At 70.2% G+C, this 22,236-nt stretch carries 22 protein-coding genes; 16 read left to right on the top strand and 6 right to left on the bottom strand.

The genetic code is table 11. From position 1 onward, the window contains the following. Window positions 1–149: 149 nt before the first annotated feature. Window positions 150–503: a DUF1428 domain-containing protein gene (locus tag HLB44_RS25260; protein ID WP_173129123.1), complete on the top strand. Its 354-nt coding sequence runs from the start codon at window positions 150–152 to the stop codon at window positions 501–503. A gap of 82 nt (window positions 504–585) precedes the next feature. Here the strand turns inward: HLB44_RS25260 and HLB44_RS25265 are convergent, their stop codons facing one another. From HLB44_RS25265 to flgA, 4 genes are all read right to left on the bottom strand, one after another. Beyond that, entirely contained in the window at window positions 586–1,053 is a 468-nt protein-coding gene (locus HLB44_RS25265; protein ID WP_173129126.1) for a hypothetical protein, read from the bottom strand. A gap of 172 nt (window positions 1,054–1,225) precedes the next feature. Continuing rightward, on the bottom strand, window positions 1,226–1,639 hold the full coding sequence (locus HLB44_RS25270) for a hypothetical protein (RefSeq protein ID WP_173129129.1): 414 nt from the start codon (window positions 1,637–1,639) through the stop codon (window positions 1,226–1,228). Window positions 1,640–1,722: 83 nt separating this feature from the next. Next, window positions 1,723–2,010 (bottom strand): flagellar biosynthesis anti-sigma factor FlgM, encoded by a 288-nt coding sequence (gene flgM, locus HLB44_RS25275; protein ID WP_173129132.1) that lies wholly within the window; start codon window positions 2,008–2,010, stop codon window positions 1,723–1,725. Window positions 2,011–2,185: 175 nt separating this feature from the next. Continuing rightward, window positions 2,186–2,905 carry a flagellar basal body P-ring formation chaperone FlgA gene (flgA, locus tag HLB44_RS25280; RefSeq protein ID WP_173129135.1) on the bottom strand — a complete coding sequence of 240 codons (720 nt, stop codon included), beginning with the start codon at window positions 2,903–2,905 and terminating at the stop codon, window positions 2,186–2,188. 124 nt (window positions 2,906–3,029) lie between these two features. Here flgA and flgB point away from each other — a divergent pair, with 124 nt between their 5' ends. From flgB to HLB44_RS25340, 12 genes are all read left to right on the top strand, one after another. Then, a complete protein-coding gene (gene flgB, locus HLB44_RS25285) occupies window positions 3,030–3,443 on the top strand; it encodes a flagellar basal body rod protein FlgB (RefSeq protein ID WP_173129138.1) in 414 nt (137 codons plus the stop codon). Window positions 3,444–3,459: 16 nt separating this feature from the next. Beyond that, window positions 3,460–3,879, top strand: a complete 420-nt coding sequence (flgC, locus tag HLB44_RS25290) for a flagellar basal body rod protein FlgC (protein WP_173129140.1) — start codon at window positions 3,460–3,462, stop codon at window positions 3,877–3,879. Window positions 3,880–3,890: 11 nt separating this feature from the next. Beyond that, window positions 3,891–4,556 (top strand): flagellar hook assembly protein FlgD, encoded by a 666-nt coding sequence (locus HLB44_RS25295; RefSeq protein WP_173129143.1) that lies wholly within the window; start codon window positions 3,891–3,893, stop codon window positions 4,554–4,556. A gap of 40 nt (window positions 4,557–4,596) precedes the next feature. Further along, a complete protein-coding gene (gene flgE, locus HLB44_RS25300) occupies window positions 4,597–5,865 on the top strand; it encodes a flagellar hook protein FlgE (RefSeq protein ID WP_173129146.1) in 1,269 nt (422 codons plus the stop codon). Window positions 5,866–5,900: 35 nt separating this feature from the next. Further along, window positions 5,901–6,623 carry a flagellar basal-body rod protein FlgF gene (gene flgF / locus HLB44_RS25305; protein WP_173129149.1) on the top strand — a complete coding sequence of 241 codons (723 nt, stop codon included), beginning with the start codon at window positions 5,901–5,903 and terminating at the stop codon, window positions 6,621–6,623. A 112-nt stretch (window positions 6,624–6,735) separates the two neighbouring features. Then, entirely contained in the window at window positions 6,736–7,518 is a 783-nt protein-coding gene (gene flgG, locus HLB44_RS25310) for a flagellar basal-body rod protein FlgG (RefSeq protein WP_173129152.1), read from the top strand. 17 nt (window positions 7,519–7,535) lie between these two features. Beyond that, a complete protein-coding gene (locus HLB44_RS25315; RefSeq protein WP_173129155.1) occupies window positions 7,536–8,216 on the top strand; it encodes a flagellar basal body L-ring protein FlgH in 681 nt (226 codons plus the stop codon). Window positions 8,217–8,224: 8 nt separating this feature from the next. Beyond that, complete coding sequence (locus HLB44_RS25320) at window positions 8,225–9,355, top strand: flagellar basal body P-ring protein FlgI (protein ID WP_173129158.1); 1,131 nt, start codon at window positions 8,225–8,227, stop codon at window positions 9,353–9,355. 17 nt (window positions 9,356–9,372) lie between these two features. Further along, the gene (gene flgJ, locus HLB44_RS25325) at window positions 9,373–10,242 is read left to right on the top strand and encodes a flagellar assembly peptidoglycan hydrolase FlgJ (protein WP_173129161.1); all 870 of its coding nucleotides are present in this window, start codon (window positions 9,373–9,375) and stop codon (window positions 10,240–10,242) included. 9 nt (window positions 10,243–10,251) lie between these two features. Continuing rightward, a complete protein-coding gene (gene flgK, locus HLB44_RS25330) occupies window positions 10,252–12,168 on the top strand; it encodes a flagellar hook-associated protein FlgK (RefSeq protein WP_173129164.1) in 1,917 nt (638 codons plus the stop codon). 17 nt (window positions 12,169–12,185) lie between these two features. Beyond that, window positions 12,186–13,388, top strand: coding sequence for a flagellar hook-associated protein FlgL (flgL, locus tag HLB44_RS25335; protein ID WP_173129167.1), 1,203 nt, complete (start codon window positions 12,186–12,188; stop codon window positions 13,386–13,388). 28 nt (window positions 13,389–13,416) lie between these two features. Then, window positions 13,417–14,607: an EAL and HDOD domain-containing protein gene (locus HLB44_RS25340; RefSeq protein WP_173129170.1), complete on the top strand. Its 1,191-nt coding sequence runs from the start codon at window positions 13,417–13,419 to the stop codon at window positions 14,605–14,607. A gap of 92 nt (window positions 14,608–14,699) precedes the next feature. Here the strand turns inward: HLB44_RS25340 and HLB44_RS25345 are convergent, their stop codons facing one another. After that, window positions 14,700–15,155: a CAP domain-containing protein gene (locus tag HLB44_RS25345; RefSeq protein WP_173129172.1), complete on the bottom strand. Its 456-nt coding sequence runs from the start codon at window positions 15,153–15,155 to the stop codon at window positions 14,700–14,702. Window positions 15,156–15,225: 70 nt separating this feature from the next. Here HLB44_RS25345 and HLB44_RS25350 point away from each other — a divergent pair, with 70 nt between their 5' ends. From HLB44_RS25350 to HLB44_RS25360, 3 genes are read left to right on the top strand one after another with little or no spacing between them, the layout of a single operon-like run. Then, complete coding sequence (locus tag HLB44_RS25350; protein WP_173129175.1) at window positions 15,226–16,296, top strand: hypothetical protein; 1,071 nt, start codon at window positions 15,226–15,228, stop codon at window positions 16,294–16,296. Window positions 16,297–16,334: 38 nt separating this feature from the next. Beyond that, window positions 16,335–19,955, top strand: coding sequence for a PAS domain S-box protein (locus tag HLB44_RS25355; protein ID WP_173129178.1), 3,621 nt, complete (start codon window positions 16,335–16,337; stop codon window positions 19,953–19,955). A 42-nt stretch (window positions 19,956–19,997) separates the two neighbouring features. Then, complete coding sequence (locus HLB44_RS25360) at window positions 19,998–20,591, top strand: ANTAR domain-containing response regulator (protein ID WP_173129181.1); 594 nt, start codon at window positions 19,998–20,000, stop codon at window positions 20,589–20,591. Here the strand turns inward: HLB44_RS25360 and HLB44_RS25365 are convergent. Further along, a complete protein-coding gene (locus tag HLB44_RS25365) occupies window positions 20,588–22,207 on the bottom strand; it encodes a sensor histidine kinase (protein ID WP_173129184.1) in 1,620 nt (539 codons plus the stop codon). The two genes, HLB44_RS25360 and HLB44_RS25365, sit on opposite strands and share 4 nt — an antisense overlap. Window positions 22,208–22,236 lie beyond the last annotated feature (29 nt).

Consider the following 22,236-nt stretch of genomic DNA (forward strand, 5'->3'; position numbering starts at 1 on the left):
CTCGTTCGTCGTGGGAGCAGGCCCCCAGGCGGCGGCAAATGCCCGCCGCCGCCCCCAAGGGGGTGAGTCACTCGGGAGCGGCCCGTCGTTGACTCAGCAGGCACCCCATGTGCCGCATCGTCCACCCCCAATGCCCAAGGAGGCTTTCCATGAGTTATATCGATGGATTCGTCGTCGCCGTGCCGACCGACAAGCGCGAGATCTACAAGACCCACGCGGCCAAGGCGGCGGATGTATTCAAGGAGAACGGCGCGCTGCGCGTCGTCGAGGCCTGGGGGGACGACGTGCCCGAGGGCAAGCTCACCTCGTTCCCGATGGCGGTCAAGCGCGAGGCGAACGAGACGGTGGTCTTCTCGTGGATCGAGTGGCCCAACAAGGCCGCGCGCGACCAGGGCATGGAAAAGGCCATGTCCGACCCGCGCCTATCGCCGGACAAGGCACCGATGCCCTTCGACGGCAAGCGCATGATCTACGGCGGTTTCGCGACGCTGCTGGACGTCTGATCGGCCAAGCGCAGCGCGCGCCCTCGGGCGCGCGCTGCATCCGAAAACCGTGGCTCAGGCCACGGCCCGCGGTCGTCGGAACTCAGGTCTTGGCCGACTTCTTGGCGGCGTCGCGGGCGGCCTTCTCGACGTCCTTCGCCTGCTTCTTGCAGTCGGATTGCGCGGCACCCTTGAGGTCCTCGCACTTCTCCTTGGCCACGTCGTACTCGGTCTCGGCCTTCACTTCGGCCAGCTTGACCGCGTGCTTCTGGTCGCCGGACTCACGGTACTTCAGGTCGGCCTTGGCCACCTTTTCCTTGGCCTTGGCTTCGGCCTGGCAAACGTCCTTGGCGTTGTCCTTCAGCGCGTCGCAGGCCTTCTTGTCGGTCTTGTAGGCTTCCTCGATGCGATCGTGCTCGGCCTTTGCCTGCTCCTTGGTGAGCTTCATGGTCGAGGGCGCGGTCGTGGTGGCCGAAGGCGAGGGCGCAGTGGGGGTCGTCGTGGTCTGCGCATAGCCGGACGACACGGCCAACAGTCCGGCCAGCAACAGCGAAAGCTTGGTGCACTTCATGATGGGATCTCGGTAGGGATGAGGGGCGCCAGTGTCGGCAAGATGGCGTCGGCGTGGTGCCGGCGCATGCCGAGACTTGGCGTCGGCCGTCACCTACGTGAGCAACCCTTGTGTCGAAGTGCTGCGTGCGCTGCACGCTGGCCGTCGCCCGCGTGGGGCGATGCCCCGCCGCTCAGGCGACGACGGAGGTGCCGCCGCGCAGGCCGTCGGGCAGGCCGCGTGCGCCGTACAGGCCGGCGGCAGCCGCCTTGTGCGGATGGTCGGGCAGCAGCACGTCGATCGCACGATCGAGCGCCGCGGTGGCGCGGGCCAGCGCTTCGCGTTGCGAGGCGACCTGGCCGCTGACGCGCGCCAGGCGGCGGCGCATCGGCTCGGGCACGCCGCCGTGGCGTGCCGCGTGGGTGAAACGCTGCACCGCAGCGGCGAGCGCACGGTGCAGTTCGTTGGCCTTGAACTCGACCGCCGGCGCGTCGCGCTCGCGCAGGGCGTCGGCCAGGGCCGTCAGGCCAAGCTCGACCCGCGCGACTGCGGCTTCGAGATCGCTGGTCTGCTGGAGGGCGTGCTGCTCGGCGGGCGTGGTGATCATGCGGCGTTTGAACCTGAGGGTTGCTGGGGACGAGGCTGCAGCCGGGTCGGCCGGCGCTTCGGGGCCGGCGTGAATGCCGCTTGTCAGCCGCCGCTGCGCGGGCTCAGCAATTCGTGGGCGTTGGCGATCAGCTTGTCGGCGATGGCCTCGGCATTGACTTCGAACTTGCCGTCGCGGATCGCCTCGGCGATGCGGCGGACCTTTTCAGCGTCGAACACCGACTCGCCGCCGCCGGCGCCGAGCAGCGCGCCGGCCGACAGCTCGACCTTGGCGCTCGGCTCGGGCGAAGGCGCGCCGGACGTGCTGTTGGTCTTGCGTTCGGTGATCGCCGGGGAGACGGCTGCTTTGTTTTCGAGGGAACCGATTTTCATGGTGGACTCCTGCGGGGCGGTCACCTGACATTGCCCCGAGACATGCTCGGGGTATCGGCCCGCGATAAGCCGGACTTTAGGGCTTTCGCACATCTTTTCGCTGGATCCCCCGATCCAGGGGGTCGAGCAGCGCGGCCGGCCGCAGCCGCGATTGTCCTCTGGGCGGGGATCTTGTTCACAGCGGAATCTCGACCCGGCGCTCACCCGCGGGCAAACCGCTCAGGATGCGGCCGGATTCGGTGCGCACGCGCACCGGCTGGCCCTCGAGGCCGTTGTTCAGCGCCTGTCCCTCGGCACTCACGGCGTAGCCATTGCCCACGGCGACGATGCGCACCAGGTCGCCGGCCTGGAAATATTGGCGCAGCTTCAGGTCGCCGCGGCGCAGCGTGTCGCCGGCAGCCAGCGGCCGCGCGAGCGTGCGGCCCAGGGGCGCGGCGAGCGTGGTGTAGGCCGGCTCGGGGCTGGCCGCGAGGTCGACCTCGGCCAGCATCAGGTGCCGCGCCTCGATCACAGAGCCGGTCGGCAGCGAGCAGGTCGCCACCAAGGCTTGGCCGAACAGCTTCACGGTGATCGGCAGGTAGACGTTCCACTTCGTCGGCCCCTGCAGGCAGCGCAGGCCGATGCGGCTGCGGCCGAGCGGGCGGGTGCCGGCAGGCAGGTAGGGCTGGATCTGCTGGCAGGGCGCGAGCTGCAGCCGCGCATCGAGCTGGCCCAGCTCGACCTCGACGCGCACCGGCGGCGAGCCGGCGGCCAGCGCCGCGTTCGCCGCTTCGGCGGCCAGACTTTGCAGCTGCTGCGCGAGCGCGGGGTCCAGGGTCGGTGCGCCCGGGTTGGCCGACGCAGCGGCGCTGGCCAATGCGCAGGCGACGGACAGGCTGAGGGCGATCTTCTTCATTCCTCCATGCTCGCCGGGAAGGCCCTGATGCAGTGGCTGGAATTGGGCGGTGATCGGTCCTTTATTCGGGCTCATGTTCGCGGGTCGCTTGCCCACAATGCCGTGGCATCGACCCCTATCCGCCATGCAACGCCTGACCTCCACGCTCGACTTCCACGCCCAGGCGCTGACGCTGCGGGCCGAGCGTCAGCGTCTGATCGCCGGCAACATCGCCAACGCCGATACGCCGGGTTTCGTTGCGCGGGACATGGATTTCGCCAAGGCGCTGCGCGAGGCCACGGGCGGCACGCAAGCAGTGCCCGGCCAGATGGCGGTGACCAGCGCCGGCCACATGGACGTGAGTGCCGGCGCGCGCAGCGACAACGAGCTGCTCTATGCCACCGGTCCGCAGGACAGCCTTGACCGCAACACCGTCGACCTCGACCGCGAACGCGCGGCCTTCGCCGAGAACGCGGTGAAGTACGAAGCGACGCTGCGCTTCATCAACGGGCACATGCGCACGTTGACCGAAGCGATGAAGAACCACAACGGTGGTTGACGACAAGGACTGAGCCATGAGCATGTTCCAGATCTTCGACGTCTCCGGCAGCGCGGTCAGTGCGCAGTCGCAGCGCCTGAACACCGTCGCCTCGAATCTGGCGAATGCCGACACCGTCGCCGGTCCCGACGGCCAGGCCTACAAGGCGCGCCAGGTCGTTTTCCAGACCACGCTGATGGGTGCGGTCGAAGGCGGCCCGCAGGGCGCCGGCGTGCGCGTGTCGAACGTGATCGAGGACGCCACCCCCGGCCGCCGCGTGCACGACCCGAAGCACCCGGGCGCCGACGCCACCGGCTACGTGACCTACAGCAACGTCAATCCGGTCGAGGAGATGGTCAACATGATCTCGGCCTCGCGCTCGTACCAGAACAACATCGAAGTGATGAACACCGCCAAGAGCCTGCTGCTGAAGACGCTGCAGCTCGGCCAATCCTGAAAGCCTGAGCGATGAGCAGTGTCGACACCAGCAACAGCACCAGCGCCGGCGCGGCGCTCGGCGCGACCAGCCCGACGGGCAAGGTCGCCACGGCCAGCGAGCAGACCGACCGGTTCCTGAAGCTGCTGGTCACGCAGATGCAGAACCAGGATCCGCTGAATCCGATGGACAACGCGCAGATCACGACGCAGATGGCGCAGATCTCCACCGTCAGCGGCATCGACGACCTGAACAAGTCGATCGTCTCGATGAATTCGATGATGCTGCAGTCGCAGTCGCTCGAAGCCGCGTCGTTGATCGGCAAGAGCGTGCTGGTGCCGGGCAACCAGCTGGCGCTGGACGCCGAAGGCACGGCCCACGGCGGCTTCGCGCTCGCCGGGCCGGCCCAATCGGTCAGCGTCAGCATCAAGGACGCCAGCGGCAAGGTCATCGACACCATCAAGATGGGTGCATCGGACGCCGGCCGGCTGAGCTTCGACTGGCAGGCACCGAATCCCAAGATGACGGGGCTCACCTTCGAGGTCAGCGCCCAGACCGGCGGCGTCAAGGTCGAAACCATGCCGCTCGTCGCCGACACCGTGCGCGCCGTCTACCAGGACGGCGGGCAACTCACCGTTGAACTCGACCGGGCAGGCGTCGTGCGCTACAGCGACGTCAAGGCCATCTCCCAATCCTGAGTCCTCAGTCCTCAGTCCTGAATCCCCGAAGGAGCCCACCATGGCATTCCAGCAAGGCCTGTCCGGCCTCAACGCGACCAGCAAGAACCTCAGCGTCATCGGCAACAACATTGCCAACGCCAACACCTATGGCGCCAAGGCCTCGCGGGCCGAGTTCGCCGACATGTACGCGAACGCCATGAACGGCTCGGGCGGCAATGCGATCGGCATCGGCGTGAACCTCGCCGCGGTGACGCAGCGCTTTACGCAGGGCAACATCACGACGACCGAAAGCGGCCTGGACATCGCCATCAACGGCAACGGTTTCTTCCAGCTCGATTCGGGTGGCACCACCGTCTATTCGCGCAACGGCCAGTTCCAGCTCGACAAGGACGGCAACCTGGTCAACGGCACCGGCGCCAAGCTGCTCGGCTACGCCGCGAACACCGACGGCGCGATCATCCCGTCGACCGTGCAGGCGCTGCGCCTGCCGACGGCCGGCGTGGCGCCCGCGTCGACCACCGAGGTCGGCCTCGAGCTGAACCTCGATTCGCGCGTCGGCGGACCGGCCGTCGCGCTGCCCTTCGACCCGGCCGACCCGACGAGCTACAACAACGCGACCTCGGTCACCGTCTACGACGCCAAGGGCCAGGAAATGGCGCTGACTTTCTATTTCCGCAAGGAAGACACGGTCGCCGACCCGACGCTGGTCGACACCTGGGACGTCTACATGACCGCCAACGGCCAGCCGATGCCCGCCGCCGGCGGCCCGATCATCGACAACATGCAGTTCGCCACCGACGGCGGCTCGATGCTGTCGCCTGCGGCTCCGGTGCCGATCACCGTCGATGCCGGCGTGCCGCTGACCGCCGGCGGTGCCTCGCTGCAGATCGACTTCGACCTCGACGTCGGCCAGGCCACGCAGTACGGCGCCGCCTTCTCGGTGACCGACCTGACGCAGGACGGCTACGCCCCCGGCCAGCTGACCGGCGTCAGCATCGACAAGACCGGCATCATCAAGGCACAGTATTCGAACGGCCAGTCCAAGGCAGCCGGCCAGCTGGTGCTGGCGACCTTCCGCAACCCGCAGGGCCTGCAGCCGATGGGCGGCAACGCCTGGTCCGCGAGCTTCGGCTCGGGCGACCCGATCATCGGCGCCGCCGGCCAGGGCAACTTCGGCCTGCTGCAGTCGGGCGCGCTGGAAGAGTCCAACGTCGACCTGACCGCCGAGCTGGTCAACATGATCACCGCGCAGCGCGCCTACCAGGCCAATGCGCAGTCGATCAAGACCGAAGACCAGGTCCTGCAGACCCTGGTCAACCTGCGCTGATCCGACTGACCGACCGATAAGCCAGGGGGCCGACGATGGACCGCATGATCTATCTGGCGATGTCCGGCGCGAAAGCGACGATGCAGCGCCAGGACATCGTCGCCCACAACCTGGCGAACGCGTCGACGACGGGCTTTCGCGCCGAGCTGCAGGCCTTCCGAGCCGTGCCGGTGGTCGGCGAGGGCGCCAGCACGCGCGTCTTCGCGCTCGAGTCGACGCCCGGCTACAACGCCGCGCCCGGCCCGGTGCAATCGACCGGCCGTGCGCTCGACGTCGCGATGAAGGGCAACGCCTGGCTCGCGGTGCAGGCGCTCGACGGCACCGAGGCCTACACCCGCGCCGGCAACCTCGACCTCAACACCGACGGCCAGCTGACGACGAGCAGCGGCCTGACCGTGCTGGGCGACGGCGGCCCGATCACCATCCCCGCGAACAGCGAGCTGAAGATCGGCGCCGACGGCACGATCAGCGCGAAGACCGGCAACCAGCGCCCGCAGGTCGTCGGCCGGCTGAAGCTCGTGACGCCCGAAGCGCCGCTGACGCGCGGCACCGACGGCCTGTTCCGCGCCGCCGAAGACCTGCCCGCCGATCAAACGGCGCGCCTGCAGGACGGCGCGCTCGAAGGCAGCAACGTCAGCGCCATCGAGAGCATGGTGGCGATGATCGCCGCCGCGCGCCAGTTCGAGCAGCAGATGAAGATGCTGCAGAGCGCGCAGGACAAGGAACAGGCGGCCTCCAAGCTGCTGTCCAGCACCTGAGCCTGCTTCCCGCTCAGCCGAAGAAAGCGCCGCCTCCGCGGCGCTTTTCGCTTGATGGCGACCCTCAAGTTCCGCGGATCATGACGACATCAATTTCCGCAGGAGCGTCGCCATGATGCGTTCGCTGTTCATCGCCAAGACCGGTATGGAAGCCCAGCAGACCCAGCTGGACGCCATCTCGCACAACCTCGCGAACACCGGCACCAACGGCTACAAGCGCAGCCATGCGGTGTTCGAGGACCTGATGTACCAGAACCTGCGTCCGGCCGGCAGCAACAGCGCCGACCAGACGCAGATGCCCGCCGGCCTGCAGATGGGCCTGGGCGTGCGTGCGGTGGCGATGGCCCGCAACTTCTCGCAGGGCAACCTGCAGGCCACCGGCAACTCGCTGGACGTGGCGATCAAGGGCCACGGCTTCTTCCAGATCCAGATGCCCGACGGCTCGACCGCGTACACCCGCGACGGCTCGTTCCAGCTCAATTCGCAGGGCCAGATCGTGACGCAGAACGGCTACGTGCTGCAGCCCGGCATCACGGTGCCGGCGACCGCCCAGGCGGTGACGATCTCGACCGACGGCACGGTGCAGGCCACGCTGCCGGGGCAGACGGCTCCGCAGTCGCTGGGCCAGATCCAGCTCGCGTCCTTCGTCAACCCGGCCGGCCTCGAGCCCAAGGGCGAGAACCTGTTCACCGAGACTGCCTCGTCGGGCAACCCGCAGGCCGGTGCGCCGCTGTCGGGCGCGCTCGGTGCGCTGGCGCAGAACCACGTCGAGACCAGCAACGTCAACGTCGTCGAGGAGCTCGTCTCGATGATCCAGACCCAGCGCGCCTACGAGATCAACTCGAAGGCGATCCAGACCTCCGACCAGATGCTGCAGCGCCTGGCCCAACTCTGATCGAACGAGCGCTTCGCATGAACCTCCGCGTCCTTCCGCTGTTGTCGATCGCTGTGTTGCTCGGCGGCTGCGCCGCGCTGCAACGCGTGCCCGATGTCGACGTGCTGCAGCCGACCTCGGCCGTGGCGGCGCCGCCGCCGCCGCAGGCCGCCGTCACCGGCTCGATCTTCCAGGTCGACCGCTACCGCCCGCTGGTCGAGGACCACCGCGCGCGCCTGGTCGGCGACACGCTGATGGTGCAGATCGCCGAGAAGATCTCGGCGACGCAGAAGGCCACCAGCTCGGTCGACAAGACCGGCGAGATGGACGCCTCGGTCAGCGCCTTTCCGGGCGTGAAGGCCAATTCCTTCGCCGCCGGCCGCGCGTCGCTCGGCACCAAGAGCGGCAACACATTTGCCGGCAAGGGCGTCACCGAGAGCTCGAACGACTTCTCCGGCGTGATCACCGCCACCGTCGTCAAGGTGCTGCCGAACGGCCACCTGGTGATCGCCGGCGAGAAGCAGATCGGCGTCAACGCCAATGTCGACGTGCTGCGCTTCTCGGGCCAGGTCGATCCGCGCTCGATCGCCCCGGGCAACAGCGTGCAGTCGACGCAGATCGCCAACGTGCGCATCGAGCAGCGCGGCCGCGGCCAGCAGGCTGAGGCGCAGTCGATGGCCTGGCTGGCGCGCTTCTTCCTCACCCTGCTGCCGATCTGAGGACGGCGATGAAAAACTCCCGCGCCGAACGCATCGTCAAGGCGGCGATCGCCGTCAGCGTCTTCCTCGCCAGCGCCGCCATCTGGTGGCCGGCGCAGGCCGCGCGCATCAAGGAGCTGGCCAGCGTGCAGGGCGTGCGCGCCAACCAGCTGGTCGGCTACGGGCTGGTCGTCGGCCTCGACGGCACGGGCGACCAGTCGACGCAGGCGCCGTACACGCCGCAGAGCCTGGCGGCGATGCTGCAGCAGATGGGTGTCACGCTGCCGCCGGGCGTCACGATGCAGCCGCGCAACGTCGCCGCGGTGATGATCACCACCGAGCTGCCGGCGTTCGCGCAGCCGGGGCAGCGGCTGGACATCAACGTCTCGTCGGTCGGCAATGCCAAGAGCCTGCGCGGCGGCACGCTGATCGCCACGCCGCTGAAGGGTGCCGACGGCCAGATCTACGCGATGGCGCAGGGCAACCTGATCGTCGGCGGTGCCGGCGCCTCGGCGGGCGGCTCGAAGGTGCAGATCAACCACCTCGCGGCCGGCCGCGTGCCCGAAGGCGCGACGGTCGAGCGCGCGGTGCCGACGCCGCTGGGACAGGGCGGCGTGATGCAGCTGGACCTGAATGCCAACGACTTCGCCACCGCCCGCGCGGTGGCCGCATCGATCAACCAGATCAAGGGGCCGGGCACGGCGCAGGCTTTCGACGGCCGCGTCGTCAAGGTGCGCCTGCCGGCCGACCCGGCGGAGATGGTCGGCTTCATCGCCGACATCGAGAACCTCAACGTCACGCTGGCCAGGCCGGCGGCCAAGGTGGTGCTCAACGCGCGCACCGGCTCGGTGGTGATGAACGAATCGGTGACGCTGGCCGAATGCGCCGTCGCGCACGGCTCGCTGTCGGTGTCGATCAGCTCGACGCCGGTGATCAGCCAGCCCTCGCCGCTGTCGCAGGGCCAGACGGTGATCGCCGAGAAGGCCGACATCGCGATCACGCAGCAGGGCGGTTCGCTGGTGCAGCTGCCGGCAGGCGCCAAGCTGTCTGACGTCGTCAAGGCGCTGAATTCGCTCGGCGCGACGCCGCAGGACCTGCTCGCAATCCTGCAGGCGATGAAGAGTGCCGGCGCCTTGAAGGCCGAGCTCGAAGTGATCTAGGTTCGTCAGGAAGCACCATGGCCGCCATCCCCAGCACCACCTCCCTGGCCAGCGATTCGCGCGGCCTGGAATCGCTGCGCCGCAATGCCGCGCAGGATCCGAAAGCGGCGGTGCGCGATGCGGCCAAGCAGTTCGAATCGCTGTTCATGAACGAGCTGCTGAAGAGCATGCGCGCCGCGACCGTCGAAAGCGGCCTGATGGACAACGAGGCCACCAAGCTCGGCACGCAGATGCTCGACAGCCAGCTGGCGACCAAGATGTCCGGCCAGCCCGGCGGGCTGGCCGACGTGATCGCGCGCCAGCTCGAGCGCCAGATGGGTTTGTCGCCGGGTCCGATCCCGAGCACGCAGCGCGCCAACAACAGCCTGCCGCTGGTGCCCAGCCGGCCCGACGCGACGCCGAAGATTCCCGAGAAGAGCGCCGCCGGCTTCGTCTCGCAGCACACGCGCGCGGCCGAGGCCGCCGAGAAGTCCACCGGCATCCCGGCCGCCTTCATGATCGCGCAGTCGGCGCACGAGACCGGCTGGGGCAAGAAGGAAATCGTCGGCCGCGACGGCACCAACTCGCACAACCTGTTCGGCATCAAGGCCGGCGCCAACTGGAGCGGCCCGACCGTCGACGTGATGACCACCGAATACATCGGCGGCCGTGCGCAGAAGGTGGTGCAGAAGTTCCGCGCCTACGCCAACCATGCCGAGTCCTTTGCGGATTACGCCAAGCTGATGAAGGACAGCCCGCGCTACCAGAACGTCGTCGCCGCGGGCGCCGACGCGAAGGGCTTCGCGCAGGGCCTGCAGCGCGCCGGCTACGCCACCGACCCGGCCTATGCCGACAAGCTGACCCGGGTCATCAACACCACGCTGCGCCTGCAGCGCGAACAGGCTTAAGGACTCGCCATGTCGATGCTGATGCAACTCGGCACGCGGGCGATGTTCGCCGCGTATGCGCAACTGCAGACGACCGGCCAGAACATCGCCAACGCCAGCACGCCGGGTTATTCGCGGCAGCAGGTGAACCTGGGCACCAGCGAGGGCCAGTACACCGGCTCGGGCTTCTTCGGCCGCGGCGTCACGGTGCAGAGCGTGACCCGGGCGACCAACATGTTCCTGACCGCGCAGGTCGCGGCCACCAAGTCCGAAGCCGCCGGCGACAGCGCACGGCTGGGCATGCTGCAGCAGCTGGAGAAGGTGTTCGGCATCGGCCAGTCGGGCCTGGGCTTCGCGGCGACGCGCATGTTCAATTCCTTCGCCGACCTGGCCGCGGCGCCGGCCGACATGTCGGCGCGCCAGGCGGTGCTGGCACGCGCCGAGGATTTCGCCTCGCTCGCGCGATCGTCGAGCGACCAGATCGAGATGCTGCAGGCCAATGCCTTCAACGACGTCAAGAACTCGATCAGCGACGTCAACACGATGGCCTTCGAGGTCGGCAACCTGAACGCCAAGATCGTCGCCGCGCTGGCGACGAACCACACGCCGAACGACCTGATGGACGCGCGCGATCGGCTGATCACGCAGATCAGCGAAAAGATCGAGGTGCAGACGATCAACGCGTCGGACGGCAGCATCAGCGTCTTCGTCGGCGGCGGCCAGAGCCTGGTGCTCGGCGGGCTGTCGAACAAGCTGGTGGCGCTGAAGGACGACTTCGACCCGTCGCGCGTGGCCGTCGGCATCTCGGTGTCGGGCTTCGTCACGCCGATGCTCGATTCGGCGCTCGGCGCCGGCGCGATCGCGGGCCTGGTCAAGTTCCAGAACGACGACCTGGCCGAAGCGCGCAACCGGCTCGGCCAGCTCGTCGCCAGCCTCGGCACGACGATGAACCTGCAGCAGTCCTACGGCATCGACCTGAGCGGCGCGCAGGGTTCGCCGCTGTTCAAGCTGGGCGCGCCGGCGGCGATGCCGCATGCGGCGAACGCCAGGGATCCGATGGGCGTGCCGATCGGCAGCGTCGCGCTGGCGATCACCGATCCGAGCGCGCTGCAGGCGAGCGAATACATCCTCGAACCCGATCCGGCCGCGCCCGGCAGCTACCGCGTCACGCGCGAGTCGGACGGCCAGATCTTCTCGCCGATCGCCGGCACGGGCGACATCGTCGACGGCTTCTCGATCACCTTCGGCGCACCGCCGCCGCAGCCGGGCGACCGCTTCCTGCTCAAGCCCGTCAGCACCGCGGCGATGAACGCGTCCACCGCGATCACCAATGCGCGCGGCATCGCCGCCGCCAGCCCGCTGCAGGCGGCCGTGCCGGCAACCAACACCGGCTCGATGTCGATCGGCTCGCTCGATGTCGTCGCCGCGCCGGGCGCCGCCTACCAGGCGATGACGGTCAGCTTCACCAGCGCGACCGGCGACTACGACATCCTCGACTCCGGTGGCGGCGTGCTCGCCTCCGGCACCTGGAACGGCAGCGCGCCGATCGCCTACAACGGCTTCGAGCTGTCGCTCAAGGGCGTGCCGGCACTCGGTGACCAGGTGGCCATCAACCTGACGGTGCTGCCCGGCTCGAGCAACGGCAACGCCTTGAGCTTCGACGGCCTCGCGTCGCGCCTGCTGATCAACGGCCAGACCGTCACCGACGCGTATGCCGAGACGCTGTCCGAGCTCGGCGTGCGGGTCCAGGGCACGGCCTCCGCCGCCGAGACCAGCGCCGCGGTCGCGCAGCGCAGCGAAGAGGCGCTGACGAGCGAAATCGGCGTCAACCTCGACGAAGAAGCGGCGCGCCTGATCCAGTACCAGCAGGCCTACCAGGCGGCGGCCAAGATGCTGCAGACCGCGCAGCAGGTGATGGACACCTTGATCTCGCTGGGCGCGCGCTGAACCGGAGCATTTGAATCATGAGTGGACGCGTCTCGAACACCAGCCGCTACGAATCGGCCGTTACGGTGCTGCAGCGCCGCCAGGCGGAAATGAGCGAAGCGCAGATGCAGATGACGAGCGGCAAGCGCGTCAGCAAGCCCAGCGACGACCCGACCGCCGCGGCGCGCGCCGAGCGCGCCTTCATCGCGCAGCAGCGCATCGAATCGGCGCAGCGCTCGGTCGGCGTCAGCCGCAGCGCGATGGCGCTGACCGAATCGGCGCTTGGCCGCGCCGGCGACCTGCTGCAAAACGCGCGCGAGAAGCTGATCTCCGCCGGCAACGGCACCTACAGCGGCGCGGAGCGCGCCGCGCTGGCCACCGACCTGGTGGCGCTGCGCGGACAGCTGCTGCAGCTCGCCAACCAGACCGACGGCGCCGGCGGCTACATCTTCGGCGGCCAGGGCACGCTGGCGCCGCCCTTCGTCGACAGCGCGGGCGGGGTCACCTTTGCCGGCACCAGCGGGCAGGGCCAGCTGTCGACCAGCGAGCAGATGCCGACCTCGGTCGACGGTGAGTCGGTGTGGCTGTCGGCGCGCAGCGGCAACGGCGTCTTCGTCACCGGCGCGGCGGCGGCCAACACCGGCAGCGCGTTCATCGATGCCGGCGGCGTCGCCGATCCGAGCGTGCTGACCGGGCAGAACTACCAGGTGGTGTTCAACGTCGCGCCGCCGGCCGTCACGACCTACGCCGTCTCGATGAACGGCGTGCCGACCGGGCAGACCGGCAACTACATTCCCGGCGGTGCGATCACCGTCGACGGCATGACCTTCGACATCGGCGGTGCACCGGCCAACGGCGACGCCTTCGACATCACGCCCTCGACGCCGGACATGGATCCGTTCGAGGCGCTGGACCGCGCGATCGCGGTCCTGAGCGACCCCAACGCGACGCGCGGCGCGATTGCGCAAAGCGTCAACAGCGGCGTGCGCGACGTCGATGCGGTGATGAGCCACTTCTCGGCCAACCGGTCGGTGGCCGGCGCCGCGTTGAGCCGCCTCGATGCGATCGAGTCGCGCAACCAGGACCGCGACCTGTGGGCCAAGTCGGTGCAGTCCGATGCCGAGGACCTGGACATGGTCAAGGCGGTGTCGGAGTTCCAGAACAAGCAGACCAGCTACCAGGCCGCGCTGCAGAGTTATGCGATGGTGCAAAGCATGTCGCTCTTCGACTACTTGAAGTAGGCATTCCCGGGGGGGATACAGTCCGCACATGAACGAACATCCCGTGCTCGGCCAGGTGGCGCTGGGCTATTCGCCGATGATCGATCGGCACCGCGCCGTCACCGCGGTGCGGCTGACGGTGTTTCCGAACAAGCCCGATGCGCCGCCGCGTGCCGGCGAGCTGCTCGCCGCGCTCGGTGGCACCTGGCCCGCCGATGGTGGCCGCGTCTCGCTGAACATCGTCGGCGAGAACCTGCTGCAGGACCTGCTGCAGACCGAGCTGCCGCTGAACATGATGGTCGAGGTGCCGGCCTTCATGGCCGCCGACATCGCCCACACCGAAGCGCTGCAGGCGCTGCATTCGCGCGGCAATACGCTGCTGATCAAGGGCCGGCCGCTGACGCCGCTGCCGCGCGAGGTGCTGCCGTGCTTCGCGTACTCGATCATCGACCTGTCGGACGAGCGCCGCGACGGCCAGCCCGCGCCCGGCGGCGTCTCGCGCACGATCCCGCACGTGCAGGGCGAGGTGCGCACGCTCGGCCAGATGACCGATGCCTTCAGCCGCGGCGCGATCGCCGTGCTGGGCTGGCCGATCGACGATGCGGTGGTCGCCAGCGGCAAGTCCTCGGCCCAGCCGGACCTGCAGGCGATCGTCGAGCTGATCAACCGCGTCGATCGCCAGGAGCCGGTCGAACGGCTCGAGGCGGTGATGAAGAACGACCCGACGATGGCCTTCAAGTTGATGCGCTACATCAACTCGCCGGCTTTCGGGCTGTCGGTCGAGATCACCTCGTTCCGCCACGCCATCATGCTGCTGGGCTACCAGCGCCTGAAGCGCTGGCTCGCACTGCTGCTGGCTTCGGCCAGCCGTGACGCCAACATGCGCCCGGTGATCTATGCCGCGGTGCGCCGCGGGCTGCTGATGGAAGAGCTGGTGCGCGAGACCGGCGACCCCGAGCGCCGCGGCGAGCTGTTCATCTGCGGCGTCTTCTCGCTGCTCGACCGGATGATGAAGCAGCCGTTCGCCGAGCTGCTGCGCTCGATTCCGGTGCCCGAGGCCGTGCGCGCCGCGCTGGTCGACGAGGATGGGCCGCACTTCCCGTACCTGGAGCTGGTGCGGGCGGTCGAATCGGCCTCGGTCTACGACATCCGCGCCGCGTCGGACAACATCCTGCTCGCGGTCGCCGAGGTCAACCGGGCGGTGCTGCGCGCACTCGCCGCGGCGCGGCAGCTCGACTGAAGCCCCCAAGCTCACTTCGTTCGCTGCCCCCCGAGGGGGCGCAGTCGGCTTGGGAACGGCCCGGCGCCGACTGACGCAACGGCACTGCCCACTCACTCGCAGGCGAAGTAGGTGACGAACGCGCCCGCGCTGGCGACGCCGGCGGATCTCACCTTCGGATCCAGCATGTTGCGATGGTGCGTCTGCACCGCGCGCCAGCCGTGCACCACCTGCTCGGGCTGGCGGAAGCCCTGCGCGACGTTCTCGACACACAGCTCGCTGCCGCTGCGCTCGAAGCGCAGCGCGAAGCCGTCGTGGCTCGGCCGGCGCTGCCGCGCCATCGCGGCGCTGTGCTCGGCGGCCAGCACGGCCAGCGCCGGCGAGTGCTGCAGTGCCGGCAAGCCCTTGGTCTGCCGGTAGGCATTGACGGCGGCCAGCACGCGCACCGCGTAGTCGGCCGATGCATCGGGCGCCTGGGCCGATGACAGCGTCGTCACGCACAGCAGCGCGGCGAGCGCCGGGCGGCGCAAGAGGGTCGAGAGGCACGAAAGGCGGGGCGTCGAGGGCATGCCGCAGGTTACGACGCTCAATGTCGCGCCGCAGCAGCCGAAAACCCGGTGAACCGCCTTCCCACACCTCATGTACCTCTACCCCCAGGGCCGCTCGCGCAGCCCGTGCCCCGCCTGCGGCAGCGAGATCCGTCGCGTGCGCCGCCGCGAGGCCGACCGCGCCGCGGTGTATGCCGGTGCGTGGCGGCGTTATGGCTGCAGCGCGGCGGGCTGCGACTGGCAGGGCATGCTGCCGCGCCAACCCAGCCGCACGAGCACCGCGCACCCCTCGTTGTGGTCGCGCGGCCGGGCCGTTGCCACCGGCACGCTGCGCCGCGGCTGGCCGCTGCTGCTGGCGGCCGGTGCGCTCGCGCTGCTGAGCTTCGGCTCGCTGCCGGAACGTCCTCAGGCCAGCGGTGCGGCAGCCGCACCCTTGCTGCCGGGCGAGCATCACGAAGGCGTCGAGATCGCGCCGCAGCATCCGTTGCTGGCGGCGGCCGGCCCGGCCGCGCCGCAGGTGCAGCCGCTCGGCCTGCGCCAGGGCTGCGCCTGGGGCTTGCCCGGCCGCAATCCGTACCGCGGCTCGGTCGAGCAGGCGCTGGTCAGCGCCAAGCTGCCCGCCGAGGTCGTGCAACGCATCGCGCACAAGGTCAAGGCCGGCGCGCTCGACGATCGCGTGACGATCGGCAATGCGGCGATCCGCACGCAGCGCGATCAGCGCGAGTTCGAGCCGCGCAACGTCGCGATGACCTATGGCCGCACCCTGTGCGTCAACACCCGCGTGAATTTCAAGCCCGGCCATGTCGAGCACGCCAGCCTGTACGAGGCGGCCGACAAGCGCGGCAAGCTGTATTCGGTGATGGTGCCCGACGTCTGCGGCAACGTCTCGGTGCTCGGTGCGCGCATGGAACGCCGGCGCAAGAAGGCCGAGCCGCTGCCGGCGCTGGCCCTGGCCGCCGGCGGCGACGTGCCGGTGCTCGCCGAAGTCGCGCACGACGCCCCGGAGGTCCTGCACATGCTGGTGTCCGACGGCCTGCGCCCGGCGCGCGAGCTGCCGGAGCCGTCGACCTTGGCCTGCGTGCTGGCCGCGCTCGGCTGCGGCGGCGTGATCGGCCTGTGGGCCCGACGGCGCCGCGAAGCGCGCGCAGCAGGTGATCGCTGACACCGAGAACCCCTGAGCGCGCGCCGTAAACTGGCCGCATGTCCGTGCTGTCCCGGCCCCAGGCGCTCCCCACGCACTCGCAGCTCACCGCGCTGCTGGACGGCACCGAAGACGCCCTGCTGCTGTTCGACAACCGGCGCCGCGTCAGCTTCTGCAACCGCGCGGCGATGCGCACCTGGGGCTGCGAACCCGGCCAGGATGCCGAGCCGGCGCTGGCGCGGCTGGCCGAGCCGGCGCACAGCGAGCTGATCGCCGCGCTCGGCGCCGTCTCCGGCGAGGGCCACTGGCATGCACAGCTGGTCGACGGCCGCCGCCTGCACCTGGCGCTGACGATGGCCCCCGGCGGCGGCCGTTGCCTGCGCGCGTTGCCCGAGACCGAACAAGCGGCCGCGCCGCGGGCCGACCCGGCGGCGACCAGCGAGCTGGTGCGCCTGCTGTGGGACGCGCCGCAGCCGCTGACGGTGCAGGACACGCAGTTCCGCGTGGTCGCTGCCAACCGTGCGTACTGCGAGGCCGTCGGCCACTCGCCGCAGCAGCTGCTCGGCCACGATCCGATGGAGTTCGCGCCCGAGACCGACCGCGCCATGATGCGTGAGTCGCGCGAGGTGCTGCTCGCCGCCTTGCACGAAGGCAGGCAGCCCGACCTGCGCGTCGAGCGCCGCTTCATCGACGCACATGGCCGCGAACGCTGGTTCCGCTTCGCGCCGCGCTGGGTCTCGGCCGACAACGGTGCGCCGCTGATGCTGGCGATCCTGCACGACGTGACGCTGGAGCACGTTGCGCGCGCGCAGGTCGACCGCTCGGTGCACGAGCTCGAGCACTGGTTCGACCTGAGCCCGATCGGCATGCTGGTCTACGACCCGGCGGGCCTGATCGTGCGCAGCAACGCCGCCTTCGAGGCGCTGATCGGCAGCGTGCCGCTGGTGCTGCGTGATGCGCCGGCCGAGCTGGCGCAGCTGCTGGCCTGGGAGGACGACCGGCCGAACCCGGCGCTGCGCCCGGACCAGCCCGCGCTCGAGGTGCGCGGCGGCCTGGCGCTGCCCGATGGCCGGCGCCTGCGCCTGCGCTCGCGCCTGCGCGCCTACCGCACCGACTCGGGCCAGGTGCGCGTGATGGCGGTGATCGAGGACCGCACGCTGGAGGACGAGCGCGACCTGGCGCAGCTCGAGATCGGCGCGCTGATGGACACCGCCGGCATCGGCGTCGCGACCTACGAGGCCTCGCAGGGCTGGCTGAAGCCGCGCGGCCAGGGGCGCGGCGGCAGCAGTGGCGACGGTGGCGGCGCCGCCGCGGGCAGCATGCAGACGGGTCTGCAGTCGATCGGTCGCGACCAGGTCGAGCCCGGGTCGCGCGAGGAATTCGAGCGCCTGCAGCGCGCGCTGCGCGAAGGCCGGCGCGCGCAGGTGCGTTATGCCGTCAAGCTGCCTGAGCTCGGCCTGCGCTGGCTGCTGACGCGCGTCGAGCCGGGTGAGCTGGCCGGCGGCCGCACCGCGCTGTCAGTCGTCACGCTGGACATCACCGACCAGGAAGAATCGCACCGGCGCAACGAGCAGCTGCTGCGCGAGCTGTCGACGATCCTCGACGGCACCTCGGCCGGCATCGCCTACGTGCGCGCCGGCACGCTGGTGCGCTGCAACCGCCGCTTCGAGGCGATGATGGGTTTGTCCGAGGGCCATGCCGGCGCGGCGATCAGCGCGGTGTTCGGCGCGCAGCCGGCGGTGCTGGCGCTGGTGCAGCGCGCGCTGGACGAGGACGGCCGCTTCGAGACCGAATTCGCGCACCTCGGCGAGTGGTTCGCGATCTCGGTGTCGCGCACGCTGGCCGAGGCCGAGCCCGAGGCCGTCGCGGTGCTCACCGACGTGACGCGCCTGAAGGCCCAGCAGGCCGAGCTGGAAGCGCTGGCGCGCGAGCGCGAGCTGATGTTCACGCTCACCGACGTCGGCATCGCCTACCTGCGCGACGGCCGCATCGAACGCGCCAACGAAGCGATGGCGCGGCTGACCGGCTACACCACCGAGGCGCTGGCGCAGCTGCCGCTGGTGCGGCTGTTCGAATCCGAGGCCGCCTACGACAGCTTCGCGGCCGAGCAGCGCAGCGCGCTGCAGGCGCAGGGCTGGTGGCGCGGCGAACGACGGCTGCGCCGGCGCGACGGCCGGCTGGCCTGGGTGCAGGTCAGCAAGCGCTGCGTCGCCGGCAACGATCCGGCGGCCGGCCTGATCTGCTCCTACGTCGACATCGACGAGCGCCGCCGCGCGCGCGAAGTCGTGCAGCTGCAGGCCGAGCGCACGCGCGCGATCCTCGACTCGGTGCTGGTGGGCATCGTCACCGTCGGCGACGGCGGCATCGAGTGGATGAACCGCTCGGCGCGGCGCATGTTCGGCGGCGAGCTGGCCGATTTCGTCGGCGAGCCGATCGCCATCGTCGCCACCGCCGAGGCCGAGCATCCGCTGCGCGCGACGCACTACCTGAAGTCGCTCGACGAGGGCCAGGCCGAGACCTTCGAATGCCGCCTGCGCGGCCGCGACGGGCGCGAGTTCTGGGTCGTCGGCAATGCGGTGGTCACCGGGCGCGAGCAGACCGGCGCGCAGATCACCTTTGCGCTGCTCGACATCGAGCGCCGCCGCCAGGCCGAGATCAGCATCGCGCAGGCGCAGGCCTCGCTGCAGCGGATCATCGAGACCGCGCCGCTGGCGATCGCGCTCTTCGACGGCTCGAGCGGCCGCGTGCTGCGCCTGAACCACATGGCGGCGATGTTTTTCGGCCAGCCGGTCGAGGCGGTGCTCGGCCGCATGCCGCAGGAGTGGCTGGGCGCCGACGAGGCCGGCGCCTTGCAGTCCGACCTGCAGCAGGCGCTGGCGCAGTCCGAAGGCCTGCGCCGCGAGCAGCCGCGCAGCCTGGCGGGCGAGGGCGGGGCGCCGGGCGAGCGGCGCATCTGGGACACGCGCATCGTGTCGCTCGAATCGGCCGGCGAGCCGCAATTGCTGCTGGTGGCCAGCGACGTGACCGAGCAGCGGGCCGCGGAACAGGCGCGTTATGAGGCGGCCGTCGCGCAGCGGGAAATGCTGGTGAAGGAAGTGCATCACCGCATCAAGAACAACCTGCAAGGTGTCGCCGGCCTGCTGCAACAGACGGCTGTGCGCCGCCCCGAAGTCGCCGCGCTGATCAGCGAGGCGGTCGGCCAGGTGCAGGCGATCGCCCAGGTGCACGGGCTGCAGGTCGGCGTCTCCGGCCCGCTGCGCATCAAGCCGCTGCTGGAGGCGATCACCGCGTCGGTGCAGCGCACCTTCGGACGGCCGATCCGTGTCGAGATCGAAGGCGAAGCGGCGCATCGCTTCGCGCTGCCCGAAGCGGAGTCGATCCCGATCGCGCTGACGGTCAACGAGCTGCTGACCAACGCCATCAAGCACAGCACGCCGGGCGACGTGCGCTGTGTGCTGCGCTGCGAAGAAGGCCGGGTGGCGATCACCATCGCCAACCCGGGCCAGCTGCGCTCGGGTTTCAGCCTGGCGCAGGTGGCGCCGGGCGTCTCCGGTCTCGGGCTGGTGCGCGCGCTGCTGCCGCGGCGCACCGCGACCCTGTCGCTATTGCAGGTGGGTGCGGAGGTGCAGGCCTGCGTCGTGCTTGTGCCACCGAGCGTCAAGCTGCTGGAACCGCTCTAGGACACAATGGCGGCCATTCGCTTCGGGATCCGGACAGCAACGATGGCCGACAAGGGCAAGATTCTGGTGGTCGACGACGACCGGCTGGTGCTGGCCACCGTGGCCCACGGGCTCGCGCAGGCCGGCTACGACGTGATCGATGCCGACAACGGCGACGACGCCATCCTGCTGGCGCGCCAGCACAAGCCGGACTTGGCGCTGCTGGACATCCGCATGGAGGGCAAGAGCGGCTTCGATGTCGCCGCCTACCTGCGCGAATACCTGCACACGCCGTTCATGTTCCTGTCGGCCTTCGCCGACGACGAGACCGTGCAGCAGGTGCGCGCGCTCGGCGCCGTCGCCTACCTCGTGAAGCCGCTGGACATCGGGCAGATCGTGCCGACCGTCGAAGCAGCGTTCGCGAACCTGCCGTCACGCGCCGTGCCGGCGCCGGCGCGGCCGCAGCAGGCGGTCAACGACGCGGTGGCCGACACCGTCGCGCTCGCCGTCGGCGTGCTGATGCACCGCTATTCGCTGCCGCGCGGCGTCGCCTTCGAGCGCCTGCAGAAGCTGGCCGCCGACGATGGCCGCACGCTGGCCGACCAGGCCGAGCGCCTGGTCGAGGCCGTCGAGCTGCTGGCCCGCGGGCAGGGTTAGTTCTTCAGGGTGAAGTAGAAGCGGGCGCCTTGCCCGACTTCGGACTCGGCCCAGATCTCGCCGCCATGGCGGCGGATGATGCGCCGCGCCGACGCCAGCCCGACGCCGGTGCCCTGGAAGTCGCCGCTCGAATGCAGGCGCTGGAAGACGCCGAACAGGCGGTCGGCGAAGCGCATGTCGAAGCCGGCGCCGTTGTCGCGCACGCAGAAGGCCGGCTGCCCGGCCTGGTCGACGCGCTCGAAGGCGATCTCCGCATGCGTGGCCTTGGCCGAGTACTTCCAGGCATTGCCGAGCAGGTTCTCCAGCGCCATGCGCAGCAGCGTGGGGTCGCCCTGCGTCACCAGATCCGGCGCGATGCTCAGCGAGACCTCGCGCTCCGGTGCGGTGCGCTTCAAGTCCTCGATCACGTACTGCGCCAGCTGCGACAGGTTGACCGGCTGGCGCTGCAGCGGCTGCGTCGACAGCTGCGACAGCGACAGCAGCGCGTCGATCATGCTGTTCATGCGCGCGGCGGCGCTGAGCACGCGGTCGAGGTGGTCGTTGCCGATGCGGTCGAGCGCGCGGCCGTAGTCTTCCTTCAGGATGCGTGCGAAACCTTCGACGACACGGATCGGCGCGCGCAGGTCGTGCGAGACGGTGTAGCTGAACGACGCGTGCTCGGCTGCCAGCGACGCGGTGGTGGTGTCGGGCGCCGATGCCGACGGCGGCGCGCCCGGCACGATGGCCAGCAGCAGCTGCCGTCCGGGGCCGCCGCCGAGCTCGACCAGCCAGGCGATCCAGCCCTCGTGCTCGGCGCTCTGGCCGGGCTCGAGCGCGGGCAGCGCGTGGCGCAGCCGCTCCGGCAGCGCATCGAGCACGCGCGCCAGCGGCACGCCTTCGGCCGGGCCGTCGCCGAGCGCCAGCAGCCGGCGGGCGGCCGGGTTCAGGCGCTGCAGCTGCGTCTGGCCGCCCGGCGGCCGGCGCAGCAGGCACAAGGGCACCGGTGCATCGCGCAGCATCGCTTCGAAGGCCTGGCGTTCGGCCGCGGCCATTTCGGCGCTTTCGGCCGGCTGCGCGAAACCGAGGTAGCCGGTGAAGACACCGCGGTGATCGAAGCGCGGCTGGCCGCGCAGCAGCCAGACGTGGCCGGCGCTCGCGGCGCCGCTGTCGTTGCCGTTCGTGCCCGCGCGCTGCAGCACGCGCAGCTCGGGCAGCGGCGCCTGCGCCTGCAGCCGCGAGCGCATCTGGCCGCTGCCGTCCTCGAATCGCTCCCACAGCGGCTGGCCGCTGAACGCGCCCTCGGCCCACGAGGATGCGGGCGCCGCTTGCGGCGGCTGCAGCCGCACCAGCCGGTGGTCGGCATCGGTCTGCCAGATCCACGCATCACTGAGCTGCAGCAGCAGTTGCTGCGACTGGCGCGCGTCGTGCAGGCGGGCGGTCTGGACCTGGCGCGACCACTCGGCGCCGGCCAGCGCACAGGCGGCGCCGGTCAGCAGCAGCGCCAGCACGGCGAACAAGCCGCCCGCCGCCGGCTGCAGCGCCAGCAGCGCGGCGACGATCGCCGCCGCTGCGAGCACCAGCGGCAACACCGGCAAGGGCCTGCGGGCAGGGGCGCTGGCTTCGCTGGGACGCGGCATGCGGATCATTGTGGCACCGGGCATCGTGC

The organism is Pseudaquabacterium terrae, assembly GCF_013266755.1.
GTDB lineage: Bacteria > Pseudomonadota > Gammaproteobacteria > Burkholderiales > Burkholderiaceae_C > Pseudaquabacterium > Pseudaquabacterium terrae.